The 13,012-nt window shown below is 66.9% G+C and carries 11 protein-coding genes; 8 read left to right on the top strand and 3 right to left on the bottom strand.

What is annotated here, in order from left to right:
* Positions 1-11: 11 nt before the first annotated feature.
* Together prpC and prpB are read right to left on the bottom strand one after the other, a co-directional pair.
* Positions 12-1,169, bottom strand: a complete 1,158-nt coding sequence (gene prpC / locus PDM29_RS02025) for a bifunctional 2-methylcitrate synthase/citrate synthase (RefSeq protein WP_311192236.1) — start codon at positions 1,167-1,169, stop codon at positions 12-14.
* Positions 1,170-1,197: 28 nt separating this feature from the next.
* Entirely contained in the window at positions 1,198-2,088 is an 891-nt protein-coding gene (gene prpB, locus PDM29_RS02030) for a methylisocitrate lyase (protein ID WP_311192237.1), read from the bottom strand.
* Positions 2,089-2,244: 156 nt separating this feature from the next.
* Here prpB and prpR point away from each other — a divergent pair, with 156 nt between their 5' ends.
* Both prpR and PDM29_RS02040 read left to right on the top strand, forming a co-directional pair.
* Positions 2,245-3,852: a propionate catabolism operon regulatory protein PrpR gene (prpR, locus tag PDM29_RS02035; protein ID WP_311192238.1), complete on the top strand. Its 1,608-nt coding sequence runs from the start codon at positions 2,245-2,247 to the stop codon at positions 3,850-3,852.
* 760 nt (positions 3,853-4,612) lie between these two features.
* Entirely contained in the window at positions 4,613-6,985 is a 2,373-nt protein-coding gene (locus PDM29_RS02040) for a hypothetical protein (protein ID WP_311192239.1), read from the top strand.
* A 16-nt stretch (positions 6,986-7,001) separates the two neighbouring features.
* Here PDM29_RS02040 and pdxH read toward each other — a convergent pair whose 3' ends face one another.
* Complete coding sequence (pdxH, locus tag PDM29_RS02045; RefSeq protein ID WP_311192240.1) at positions 7,002-7,601, bottom strand: pyridoxamine 5'-phosphate oxidase; 600 nt, start codon at positions 7,599-7,601, stop codon at positions 7,002-7,004.
* A gap of 41 nt (positions 7,602-7,642) precedes the next feature.
* On the opposite strand from pdxH, the gene PDM29_RS02050 reads away from it, so the two are divergent.
* The 6 genes from PDM29_RS02050 to mdtD are packed head-to-tail and all read left to right on the top strand — an operon-like array spanning position 7,643 to position 12,975.
* Positions 7,643-8,482 carry a kinase gene (locus PDM29_RS02050; RefSeq protein ID WP_311192241.1) on the top strand — a complete coding sequence of 280 codons (840 nt, stop codon included), beginning with the start codon at positions 7,643-7,645 and terminating at the stop codon, positions 8,480-8,482.
* Positions 8,483-8,518: 36 nt separating this feature from the next.
* Entirely contained in the window at positions 8,519-9,064 is a 546-nt protein-coding gene (locus PDM29_RS02055; RefSeq protein WP_311192242.1) for a shikimate kinase, read from the top strand.
* Entirely contained in the window at positions 9,057-10,172 is a 1,116-nt protein-coding gene (gene aroB, locus PDM29_RS02060) for a 3-dehydroquinate synthase (RefSeq protein ID WP_311192243.1), read from the top strand. The genes PDM29_RS02055 and aroB overlap by 8 nt, the downstream gene beginning before the upstream one ends.
* 36 nt (positions 10,173-10,208) lie before the next feature.
* Positions 10,209-10,454 (top strand): WGR domain-containing protein, encoded by a 246-nt coding sequence (locus tag PDM29_RS02065; protein WP_311192244.1) that lies wholly within the window; start codon positions 10,209-10,211, stop codon positions 10,452-10,454.
* Between the two features lie 33 nt (positions 10,455-10,487).
* Positions 10,488-11,561, top strand: coding sequence for a uroporphyrinogen decarboxylase (hemE, locus tag PDM29_RS02070; RefSeq protein ID WP_311192245.1), 1,074 nt, complete (start codon positions 10,488-10,490; stop codon positions 11,559-11,561).
* A gap of 10 nt (positions 11,562-11,571) precedes the next feature.
* Positions 11,572-12,975 (top strand): multidrug transporter subunit MdtD, encoded by a 1,404-nt coding sequence (mdtD, locus tag PDM29_RS02075; RefSeq protein ID WP_311192246.1) that lies wholly within the window; start codon positions 11,572-11,574, stop codon positions 12,973-12,975.
* Positions 12,976-13,012: the final 37 nt, after the last annotated feature.

Genomic DNA, 13,012 nt, shown 5'->3' on the forward strand with positions numbered 1-13,012 from the left:
CGGCGGCGGCATCATGCGCGCTCGGACAGCGGCACGAAGACCTGGTCTTCCGGGCCGGTGTAGTTGGCGCTGGGGCGGATGATCTTGCCGTCGATGCGCTGCTCGATGACGTGCGCGCTCCAGCCGGAGGTGCGGGCGATGACGAACAGCGGGGTGAACATCGCGGTGGGAACGCCCATCATGTGGTAGCTGACCGCGCTGAACCAGTCCAGGTTCGGGAACATCTTCTTGATGTCCCACATCACCGACTCCAGGCGCTCGGCGATGTCGTACATCTTCAGGTTGCCCTGCTCCGCCGAGAGTTCACGGGCGACGTCCTTGATCACCTTGTTGCGCGGGTCGCTGACCGTGTACACCGGGTGACCGAAACCGATCACCACTTCCTTGCGTTCCACGCGGGCCTTGATGTCAGCCTCGGCATCGTCCGGGCTGTCGTAGCGCTTCTGCACCTCAAAGGCCACTTCGTTGGCACCGCCGTGCTTGGGACCGCGCAGCGCGCCAATACCCCCGGCAATGCAGCTGTACATGTCGCTGCCGGTACCGGCAATGACGCGACAGGTGAAGGTGGAGGCATTGAACTCGTGCTCGGCGTACAGGATCAGCGAGGTGTGCATGGCGCGCACCCACGAGTCCTGCGGCTTTTCGCCGTGGAGCAGGTGCAGGAAGTGACCGCCGATGGAGTCATCGTCGGTTTCCACGTCAATGGCGCGGCCGTTGTGACTCCAGTGGTACCAGTACAGCAGCATCGAGCCCAGGCAGGCCATCAGTTTGTCGGCGATGTCTCGCGCGCCCGGGTGATTGTGGTCGTCCTTCTCCGGCGACACGCAGCCCAGCACGGACACGCCCGTGCGCATGACATCCATCGGGTGGGCCGACGGCGGCAGCTCTTCCAGTGCCGCCTTGACCGCTGCCGGAATGCCGCGCAGCGACTTCAGCTTGGCCTTGTAGGCGGTCAGCTCGGCGCGGGTGGGCAGCTTGCCGTGCACCAGCAGGTGGGCGATTTCCTCGAACTCACTGGTGTTGGCCAGGTCCAGGATGTCATAGCCGCGGTAATGCAGGTCGTTGCCGCTGCGGCCGACGGTGCACAGCGCGGTGTTGCCGGCAGCGGTGCCGGACAGGGCGACGGACTTCTTCGGCTTGAAGCCGGGGGCGGTGGTTGCTTCGCTCATGATCCCTCCAGAAAACGGTAGTACGGAATTACTTCTTGGCGGCGAACAGCGCGTCGAGCTGCTGCTCGAAGGCGTGGTAGCCGATACGGTCGTAGAGTTCCTCGCGCGTCTGCATGGTATCCACCACGTTCTTCTGGTGGCCATCGCGACGGATGGTCTCATATACGTTCTCGGCGGCCTTGTTGGCGGCGCGGAACGCGGACAGCGGGAACAACTGGATCGCCACGCCGGCCGAGGCCAGCTCGTCGCGGCTGAACAGCGGGGTCTTGCCGAATTCAGTGATGTTGGCCAGCACCGGCACCTTCACCGCATCGACGAAGCGGCGGTAGGTATCCAGATCGTATGCGGCCTCGGCGAAGATGCCGTCGGCACCGGCTTCCACGCAGGCAATGGCACGCTCGATGGCGGCGTCCACCCCGTCCACCTGGATGGCGTCGGTACGGGCAATGAGGAAGAAGTCCGGGTCGGTCTTGGCGTCGGCCGCAGCCTTCACACGGTCGACCATTTCTCCCTGCGAGACGATTTCCTTGCCGGGACGGTGGCCGCAGCGCTTGGCCCCGACCTGGTCTTCAATGTGGCAGGCGGCGGCCCCGGCTTTGATCAGCGACTTCACGGTACGCGCAATGTTGAACGCGCTGGGGCCGAAGCCGGTGTCGATGTCGACCATCAACGGCAGGTCGCACACGTCGGTAATGCGGCGCACGTCGATCAGGACATCTTCGAGCGTGTTGATGCCCAGGTCCGGCAGGCCCAGCGAGCCCGCAGCGACGCCGCCGCCGGACAGGTAGATGGCACGGTAACCGGCGCGCTGCGCCAGCAGTGCGTGGTTGGCATTGATTGCACCGATCACCTGCAGGGGTGACTCGGCGGCCAGGGCGGCGCGGAAGCGCGCGCCGGCAGAAACAACAGAAGTGGTCATTCAGCCGTCCATCGTGGTAACTGGGTTGACCTGCGCAAGGGCCGTGCCAGCGCACAAGCCATTGATTTCATTGAACCCGACCGTTTCAATTCGCGTTTCATCTTGAAACATTGAAACACCTGTAACATGGACTCACTGAAACATCCCGACTCGGCCATGTCCCTTCATCTCCCCCGCCACCGCCTGCCCGACCCGGACCCCGGTCACCTGCCGGTGATCTGGACAGTCAGCGTGTCACGCCTGACCGGTCTGCTGGGGGATGTGATCCCCGAGTTCGACCGGCGCGCGCGGATCGTGCCAATCAACCTGGGTTTTGAGGAAGCGGTGGACGTGATTGGCCAGCGGCTGCGTCGCGAGCACTGCGACGTGGTGATCGCCGGCGGCTCAAATGCGGCCTACCTGCGCAGCCGGCTGGAGGTGCCGCTGGTGCCGATCCAAGCCAATGGCTTCGACCTGATGGAGGCACTGGCACGCGCACGACGGATCGCCCTGCGCATCGGCCTGGTGACGCATGCCACCGACGTCCCCACCTTCGGCAGCTTCCAGCACAGCTTCGGGCTGGATATCGAACATCGGCGCTTTGTCACCCGCGAAGATGCGCGCGACTGCATTGCCGATCTGCGCGCCAACGGGATTGAAGTGATCGTCGGCACCGGCATGGCGATTGACCACGCCGAACAGATGGGCCTGCCCGGCGTACTTCTGTATTCCGCCGATTCGGTCCGCCAGGCCTTTGAACATGCACTGGAACTGACCCAGACCCTGGCCCGCTCGGGTGCCGCCCCGATCCGCCGTCGGGTAACCGCGCGCCACCGCGAGCGTGACCCGGTCCTGTTGGGCGACAGCCCGGCCATGCAGCAGGTGCGCGAACGCGTGGCGCTGTATGCGCCGCACGACAGCACAGTACTGGTCAGCGGTGCCACCGGCACCGGCAAGGAACTGGTCGCGCGGCAACTGCATGCTGGCAGCGGGCGACGCGGCAGGTTCGTGGCGATCAACTGCGGGGCGATCAGCGAGTCGCTGCTGGAGGCGGAGCTGTTCGGCTACACCGAAGGTGCCTTTACCGGTGCGCGACGCGGCGGCCGCGTGGGCCTGGTCGAGGCTGCCGACGGCGGCACGCTGTTCCTGGACGAGATCGGCGAGCTGCCCCTCGCGTTGCAGACCCGACTGCTGCGCGTGCTCGAGGAACGCGAAGTGCTGCGGGTCGGGGCAACCGAGCCGGTGGCAGTGAACGTGCGGGTCGTCGCCGCCACTTTGCAGACTCTGGAGTCACTGGTGGAGGCTGGCAAGTTCCGGCGCGACCTGTACTACCGGCTGGCCGCCCTGCGCATTGCCCTGCCTCGGCTGCAGGACCATGCCCAGGACGTGCCGGCGCTGCTGGAACACTTCTTCCAGCAACTTGGACAACGCGCCAGTCCACTGGACGCCGCCGCCCTGCAACGCCTGCGCGATTACGCTTGGCCGGGCAATGTGCGCGAACTGCGCAACCTGGTGGACCGGCTGCGGGTGCATTGGCCCGCCAGCACCGGAACACTTGGACTGGCGCAGCTGATGGAGTGGGCTCCCGAAGTGAGCGATTCAGGACGCCTTGATGTAGCGGATACACCTTCCGACGGAAAGATGCCGCTGATGGCGGGACATCGCCCCGCCCCTGAAACAGTGGCCCGGGTACTGGCAGACTGTGGCGGCAATCGGGAAGTCGCCGCTGCACGCCTCGGCGTATCGCGCACCACCTTGTGGCGCTGGCTGCGACGCACCGGCTGATCGCGCCCGGTTGGCGCATTTCGCCCAACCAAGAAAAACGCCACGTGTATTTTCGGCTTATTCCGACGTTCGGACGCGGACAAATCTGTCGCATCCCGACGTTCCCGCGCGCAGCGTCCCGTTCATCCACTCGCACCGCAGGCATCACCACGCCGCGTGCCGAAGCACATCCCGACACGCAGTGACGCGACCAGCGCACCTGTGGCTGGAAACGTGTTCAGCACTCCAAACCGTGCGTGAACTCTCCCGCTTCCGTGCGATGCCCACGTACGGCTCGCGAAGGTAGGTTCGATCTCGGACAGATTGCAGACCTTGCTGCTTCCGTCACCGTCATGCGCGCCGCCCGCGCGCATCCCATTGCCATGCTCCGTGAGATCACCCGTGCAGTACCAGATCGCTTTCGCCACCTCTGCTCCTTCAGACACGCCTGCCGATGCAGTCAATGACGACGTCGTGCCGCCCTCCGGGAATGCGCCGGTGCCAGAGTTGGGCACGCTGTTCCCCGTACAGCTGCCCGACCGACCCGCTGCCAACACCGAACCGATGCGCCGTTAGGCCCTGTCGCCTGCCCGTTGCCACGAGGTAATTCATGCTCCTTGCTTCCATCAATACCGCTCCGACGGCTACTTTTTCCAGCACGCGCCCTCTCTCCGCCAAGCGGAAAGCAAGCGAATCCACGCCGCTTCCACTGCTTCGACTGGGTAATGGCGATACCGCTGCCGCACTTCCGCCCCCCACACCGCGCGCACAGAATGTCCGTATGGGCTACTTCGCCGATGCGGGGCCGGCCAATGCGGCGGACGCGATGCCGGCACAGGACGATGCACAGGACGTGCTCACTGCACAGATCCGCGCGGTACTCAGCAAGCTGGGCGAAGGCCAGCAGCCCTCGCTGCGCCAGACCATAGAGGAGTTCCAGTTCGATCTGGACGACCCCCATGCGCCGTCCATGGAGCGCCAGGTGAAGCACCTGGCGGGAGCACTTGCCCCCGAACGGACGTGCTCTGCGCACCAGCAACTGCTCAAGCGCGCGGCGCGTGATCTGGCCCGCGCGGTAGATGACGAACGATTGCTGAAATCCAAGATAGAGAAGCACACGCGGCAACAGACCAAGAACCACTACCCCGGGGCGCACTACGAAGTATCGCGCGGGATAAGCCTCGGTGCGGCAGTGGGACTTCCGGGTATCGGCGAGGCGGGCCTCACCGGCAGTGCCCTGCGCGCAAACAGCACCTCCACCTATGACGACCTGGCGGTCGCCCATTTCAACACCACCACGGTGACCGGTCGTGCGGCGATCGAAGCCGGCCTGCCCGCAGACGTCGGCGTGGGTGCACACGCGTCGGCACATGTCACCCGTGGCACCGGCAACGTGGACGACAAGATGCAGGATCGCGTGCTGGCGCTGGCACGGGCCTCGGTGGAACGCCGGTTGGCCGGGCCACGTCTGCTGCGGATCGCCAAACGCGTGGTGGGTCCCCGCCGCGACCGCTATACCGAACGCATCAGCACGGCACTGGCATGGCAGACCCGGTTGCCCATGCTGCTGGGGCACAGCGCCCCGCTGCGGACGCCGCGCTTTCACCCTGCACCGCCGGTACCGATCGCCGCCACCCTGCATGCGGTGGGCGGCGAACTGGGCACCCACGCCGGCGTCGCCGTGCTGGATGCAGGGGTCTCCGCCGCCGCGACACGCACCGAAGTCCTGATCAGCCTGCCGCTGCGCCTGACCGACACCTCGGCAGAAGCCACTGCTCTGCGCCAGGACATCATGGTGCAGCGGCGTCTGGATGAGCGACTCGCCGACCTGCTAAGCGACCTGCCACGACCGCGCTCGCGCACCCTGCATCGGGTGCAGTGCATCCGCAATTCGCCTGCAGCTGCGGGGGCCATGGGCCTGCGTCTGGACGCAGTGGAGCACCTGCGTGCGGAGTTCGACCACTTTGAAGCGCTGGCCCGGCATGCATTGCAGGCACCCGGTCTGGCGGCTGCACCACTGGCGTCGCTCAGCCGCGACTGGGGCAGCGACGGGCAGCGCCGCGAACCGGTGATGGTGCACATGCTCGACACCCTGGCGTGGCTGCAGGCCACGCCGCGTCCCGAACCGGGCGACACCGCGCGGGCCGCCTGGGACGATCTGCAGGCGCGCGTGCAGCAGTTGGCCGACCGCATCCACGCCAGCCGGATTCCACACGACCGGCAACAGGTGCACCAGGCCACGCATGCGTTCCGCCCGATGACCCAACGGATTGCCAGCCGGCAAGGCAACGTCGCGCTGACCTCCTCGCTGGGCCTGCCGGGCCTGGACGCCGGCGCGCGCGCGACGGTAGCGCGCCTTGAGCGCGATGACCCGGATCCGTTGCGGGCCGGCACCTACATCGACATCACCCTGACCGGCGAGCTGACGCCGGCACTGGGCGAACTGCTGGCGCAGGTTCAGCGCAGTCTGCCGGGCACCGAAGACCACTTGCCGACCGAACAGATCGAGCACGTGCTGACTCACCTTTCGCCGTCATTCCCGAGCACCCTCAACGCGCGCTGCGTGGTTCGCCTGTTCCGGCCGCGCTTCCAGCGCGAGCCGGGCTTCCCGGGCTGGGCCAAAGGCCTGCACCTGCAGACCGTGCGACTGTCCGCCGGCAGCAGCCAGGGCCTGAGTCTCGTCGCGCCAGTGCCGGTTGCGCCGGGGGTATCGGTCAAACCCGGCGTGCACTACCAGCACGTGGAACAGGTGCCACAGATGGAATGGCTGCTTGACGGCACGCTTACCGGCCCGCTGCTGCGCTACATTTCGCTGCGTGCCCCGGACACGGATGAAACGACGACCTGGGCGACGATGCTGGAACGGCACGGCCCCGACGTGGATCGTCTGGCCGGGGCGTTGGCAATTCCTGGATCGGTGCCGGCCAGTGAAGCGCGCTACTGGTTGAACCGGGACATCGGGCACGATGGTCCGACCAGCGCACAGCGCGAGGCACTTGCCCTGCTGACCGGGCTGCAGCGCAACCCGGACCCGCAGAAGCGGCACACCCAGGTGCACCGCCTGTTCGTCGCGCTGGCCGAGGCCACCGTGCGCGCCAAGCGCGCCTCGCCGTTCATGGGTGTCGCGGCACTGCCTCCTTCGCCACTGCGTTGAGCGGTGCGGGCCCGCGTCAGGGATACAACTGGCGCTTGTTCCACTGGCCCTCGGCATCCACCTCGTAGCACCAGCGTTCGTGCAGGCGGAACTGCGCGCCGTACCAGAACTCGATCCGTTCCGGTACGACGCGCAGCCCGCTCCAGCCCTCCGGTCGCGGCACATCGCGACCGGCGAAGCTGGCCTCGGCACTGGCCACGCGCGCGTCGAACTCCTCGCGTGAGCCCAGCGTATGCGACTGCAGCGAGGCCCAAGCCCCGATCTGGCTCATGCGCGGACGCGAGGCGAAGTAGGCATCAGCTTCGGCCGCGTCCACTTCTTCAACCCGGCCTTCAATCCGGACCTGGATACCGGCTTCACGCAGGCTGCGCCACAGGAACAGCAGCGCGGCATGCGGATTGGCCTTCAGCTCCCGCCCTTTATGGCTGTCCAGGTGGGTGTAGAACACGAAGCCGCGCGCATCGAACGCTTTCAGCAGCACGGTGCGCGCCGACGGCCGCCCCTGCGTATCCGCCGTGGCCACGGTCATGGCATTGGGTTCGAATTCTGCGCTGGCTTTGGCCTCGTCAAACAACGCGGCGAACGTGCTCAGCGCTTCGGTGTAGAAATCAGTCATGAGGGTTTGGATTCTTCACACGGTGGGTTTATTGTCATCGCATGCGTACCGCGCCGTACATGCCCCGCGACAAAGGATTTCCGGCCGAGCTGGTGGCACAGGCGCTGGATGACGCCCTGGCCGTGCCCAGCCCGGTACCAGTATTGGCGATCAGCGGCCTGCAGGGCAGCGGCAAATCGACGCTGGCTGCGCAGGTGGTGGCCCTGGCACAGGCCCGCGGACTGCGTGCGGCGACCTTGTCGATCGACGACTTCTACCTGACCCGTGCGCAGCGTCAGCGACTGGCCCGACAGGTTCATCCATTGCTGCTGACACGCGGGCCACCCGGCACCCATGACCTGCCCCTGGCGCATGCCACGCTGGACGCGATTGCGGCACAGCGGCCGGTGGCCCTGCCCCGCTTTGACAAACTGGCCGACGAGCGCGTGGGGCCGGCGCTGTGGCCGCAGCTGGACGGCGCGCTGGACCTGCTGGTGTTTGAAGGCTGGTTCCTGGGTACGCCGGCGCAGGACCCCGCAGACCTGATTGCGCCGCTGAACGCACTGGAACGTGAGGCCGATGCGGACGGACGGTGGCGGCAGTGGTGCAACCAGTCCCTGGCCGACCACTACCCGGCCCTGTGGCAGCGCTGTGACCGGCTGTGGTTCCTGCAGCCACCGGATTTTTCGGTGGTGCCACGCTGGCGCTGGCAGCAGGAACAGCACCTGCAGGCGGCGCAGCCGGAGCGCAGCAGCATGAGCCGCCCGCAACTCGAGCGCTTTGTGCAGTACTACGAGCGGGTCAGCCGGCAGGCGTTGCGCAGCCTGCCCGCACGCGCCGACCGCGTGGTCGTGCTGGACGACCAGCGCCAGGTGGTTGCATCGGCAACCACTGCCCGCTGAGAGGAGCGCGGGGCGGAGGTGGTAGCATCCACGGTGATGAATCCTGCTCCGAACCTGATCCTGATTGGCCCCATGGGCGCCGGCAAAACCTGCATTGGACGCCGCTTGGCCGAACGCTTCACCCTGGACTTCGTTGACGCGGACCAGGCGATCGTGGAGGCCGCCGGGGCCAGCATCGCCACCATTTTCGAACTCTCCGGTGAGGCCGGTTTCCGCCAGCATGAGCGACAGATGCTGCAGGGACTGCTGGCCGGCCGCGGCCAGCTGATCTCCACCGGCGGTGGCGCGGTACTGGATGCGGACAACCGCCAGGCCATCGCCACACGCGGCTTCGTGGTGTACCTGCGGGTCAGCGTGGCGGCGCAGCTGGAGCGGCTTGCGCGCGACCGTACCCGGCCGCTGCTGCAGCGCCCTGACCGCGAACAGGTGCTGCTGGACATGGCGGCGGTGCGTGATCCGCTGTACCAGTCGCTGGCCGACCTCACTCTCGACACCGACCTTTACACCCCCGCCGAGGCCACCGCGCAGCTGGTGCTGCGCCTGGCCTCGCAATGGCAACGTCTGGATATTCCCCATGAGTAGTTCTTCCCCCGCCGCCCCGCGTACCGTTGCGGTCAACAGCGAGACGCCTTACACGATCCACATCGGCCCCGGCCTGCTGAGCCAGGGCGAACTGCTCGCCACGCACGTGCGTGGCCGCCATGTGCTGCTGCTGAGCGACAGCGAAGTGGCCCCGCGTTACCTGGCCGGCGTGCGTCAGGCACTGCTGGCGCAGCGACCGGACCTGCTGGTGGGAGAGCTCGTGCTGCCGGCCGGCGAGGCCTCCAAGACCCTGGCCAATTTCGGTGCGGCCATTACCGCACTGGCGGAACTGGGGGCGACCCGCGATGCCTGCGTGATGGCGCTGGGCGGGGGCGTGCCCGGTGACCTGGCTGGCTTTGCTGCGGCCTGCTGGATGCGCGGCGTGGACTGCGTGCAGTTGCCGACCTCGTTGCTGGCGATGGTCGACTCCTCGGTTGGTGGCAAGACCGCGGTTGATATTCCGGAAGGCAAGAACCTGGTGGGCGCTTTCCATCCACCACGCGCGGTGATCGCCGACACGACCGCCCTGCGCACCCTGCCCCCGCGCGAGCTGCGCGCCGGGCTGGCGGAAGTGATCAAGTACGGCGCGATCCGCGACCCCTTGTTCTTCCAGTGGCTGCAGGCCGAGCGCAGTGCGCTGCTGGCCGGCGACGATACCGCGTTGGCCCAGGCCATCGCCCGCAGCTGCGAACACAAGGCCGACATCGTCGCCCGCGATCCGCTGGAGCGCGGCGAACGCGCCCTGTTGAATCTGGGCCACACCTTTGGTCATGCCATCGAAACCGAACAGGGCTACGGGGCACCGGGCAATGACAATCTGAACCACGGCGAGGCAGTGGCGGTGGGCATGGTGCTGGCGGCGCGGCTGTCGGCGCGACTTGGCATGAGCGACCCGGCCGATACCCAGGCGCTGCAGGACCTGCTGGAAGCCTATGGCCTGCCGGTGCGCATTCCGGCCGGACTTGATCCGCAGGCGTTGCTGTCGCGCATGCGCCTGGACAAGAAGAACGTGGCCGGACGCCTGCGCCTGGTGCTGTGGCGCGGAATCGGTCGCGCCCAAGTGGTGGCAGACGTGGACGAGGCCTTGGTGCTGGCCGAGCTGCAGTGACGGCCTCCTCCACGCCCTGACGTTACAATTGGGCCCATGCATGTCTACCTGCAGCAACATCTGGGCGGCTCTGAGCCGGTCCGCTTCGTGCGGCTGACCCTGCAACCGGATCTGTTCGGCTGCTGGGAGCTGCTGCGCGAAAGTGGCAGCCCGGGGCGTCGGTCGCAGCTGCGGGTCACCCAGTTCGACGCAGCCGACGAGGCGCGCCTCGCCTTCGAGCGCGAGCGCGACGCGCTGCTGACACGCCAGTTCCAGATTCTCCCGCACCCTTTGCTGCCCTGACACCGGCAGCGCCCCACCCCAAGGAAGCACTACGTGACCAGCCACACCCGCCACGATCGACTGCTGCGCGCCCTGCGTCGCGAACCGGTGGATTGCACCCCCGTCTGGCTGATGCGCCAGGCAGGCCGCTACCTGCCTGAGTACCGCGCCACCCGCGCCAAGGCCGGCAGCTTCCTGGCGATGGCCAAGAACCCGGAGATCGCCTGCGAGGTCACCCTGCAGCCGCTGCGCCGCTTCGATCTGGACGCCGCCATTCTGTTCTCGGACATTCTCACCGTTCCCGATGCAATGGGCCTGGAGCTGTACTTCGTCGAAGGCGAAGGTCCCAAGTTCCGGAATCCGGTGCGCGACGCCGCGGCCATTGCCCGTCTGGCGGTGCCGGACATGGAAACCGAACTGCGCTACGTGATGGACGCGGTTCGGGTGATCCGTCGCGAACTGGACGGACGCGTGCCGTTGATCGGCTTCTCTGGCAGCCCCTGGACACTGGCGTGTTACATGGTGGAAGGCGGCGGCAGCAAGGATTTCGCCCGTATCAAGGCGATGGCGCTGAATGAACCGGCCGCCCTGCACCAGCTGCTGTCGGTGGTAACCGACGCGGTGGTGGCCTACCTGGCCGCACAGCGCGCGGCCGGTGCCCAGGTACTGCAGGTGTTCGACACCTGGGGCGGTGTGCTCAGCCCGTCGATGTACCGTGAGTTCTCGCTGCGTTACCTGACCCGCATCGCGCAGGAACTGGATCGCGGCCAGGGCGAGACGCGTACCCCGCTGATCCTGTTCGGCAAGGGCACCGGGCTGCACCTGGGCGCGCTGGCCGACACCGGTGCCGACGCGCTGGGGGTGGACTGGACCTTGGACCTGTCCGACGCGGTGGCCCGTACCGGTGGTCGCGTGGCGCTGCAGGGCAACCTGGACCCGGCCACGCTGTATGGCAATCCCGAAGCGATCGAGCGTGCCGCCGGCCAGGTGCTGGACAGCTATGCGCAGGGCAACGGGGGTTCGCGCGAAGGCCACGTGTTCAACCTGGGACATGGCATGTCACCGGACATGAATCCCGACCACGTGCAGGTGGTGGTGGAGGCCGTGCACCGTTTGAGCCAGCGCTGAGGAACCTGCAATGACGACCGCCAGCTATGCCTCGATCCGCCCCTTGTTGTGGCTGGTATCGCTGGCGATCTTCATGCAGATGCTCGATTCGACCATCGTCAACACCGCCTTGCCGGCGATGGCGCGCAGCCTGGGCGAAAGCCCGCTGCAGATGCAGTCGGTGGTGTTCAGCTATGCCCTGGCGGTGGCGACCTTCATTCCGGCGTCGGGGTGGATCGCCGACCGCTTCGGAACGCGCCGTACGTTTCTGGTGGCGATCATTCTGTTCACCCTGGGGTCGCTGGCCTGCGCGCTGGCGCAGACGCTGCACCAGCTGGTAGCCGCGCGCGTGCTGCAGGGACTGGGCGGTGCCATGCTGCTGCCGGTGGGCCGCCTGGCGGTGATGCGCTCGGTGTCGCGTGAGCAGTTCCTGCGCGCGATGAGTTTCATCGCCATTCCCGCCTTGATCGGCCCGCTGATCGGCCCGACGCTGGGCGGCTGGCTGGTCGAAGTGGCCTCGTGGCACTGGGTGTTCCTGATCAACCTGCCCATCGGCGTGATCGGCTACGCGTGGGCCATGAAGGTGATGCCCGACCACTATGCCGAGCATCGCACCCGCTTCGACCTGGCTGGCTACCTGATGCTGGCGTTCGGGATGGTGGTGCTGTCGTTGGCGCTGGACGGCATTTCCGGGATGGGCACCCCGCACGCCCTGGTGATGTTGATGACCGTGGCCGGCCTGGCTGCGCTGGTGGGCTACTGGCTGCATGCGGCCAACTCCACCGCGCCGCTGTTCTCGCTCGCTCTGTTCCACGTCCCCAGCTACCGCATCGGCATTCTGGGCAATCTGTTCTCGCGGATCGGCAGCAGCGCGATGCCGCTGCTGATTCCGCTGCTGCTGCAGGTTGGCCTGGGCATGAGCCCGATGAATGCCGGCCTGTTGATGATTCCGGTGGCTGCCGCCGGCATGCTGTCCAAGCGTTACGCGGTGAAGCTGGTGGAGCGCTTCGGCTACCGGCGTGTGCTGATGGTCAATACGGTGCTGGTGGGGCTGGCGATGGCCAGCTTCATTTTCATGCTGCCTGGCCAGCCGATGTGGCTACGCATCCTGCAGCTTGCCCTGTTTGGTGCTGTGAACTCATTGCAGTTCACGGTCATGAACACGGTCACGCTGCGCGACCTGGATCGCGACTTCGCCAGCTCCGGTAACAGCCTGCTGTCAATGGTGATGATGCTGGCCACCGGTTTCGGAGCCGCCGCCGCTGGCAGCCTGCTGGCCGCGTTCGATCACCTGGACGCCCTGCGCGGTGCCACCGCCGCCCTGCATGCCACCTTCGTCTGCGTCGGCGCGATCACCCTGACCTCCACGGTGATCTTCTGGCAGCTGCCCGATACCCGCCCATCGCCACGCGATGTGGAGGAAGTCGCCGAATAGGCGACTTCGGTAGCAGCGCACCGTTGGTGCGCTGACA

Origin of the sequence: Stenotrophomonas oahuensis (genome assembly GCF_031834595.1) — a bacterium.
GTDB classification, from domain to species: domain Bacteria; phylum Pseudomonadota; class Gammaproteobacteria; order Xanthomonadales; family Xanthomonadaceae; genus Stenotrophomonas; species Stenotrophomonas oahuensis.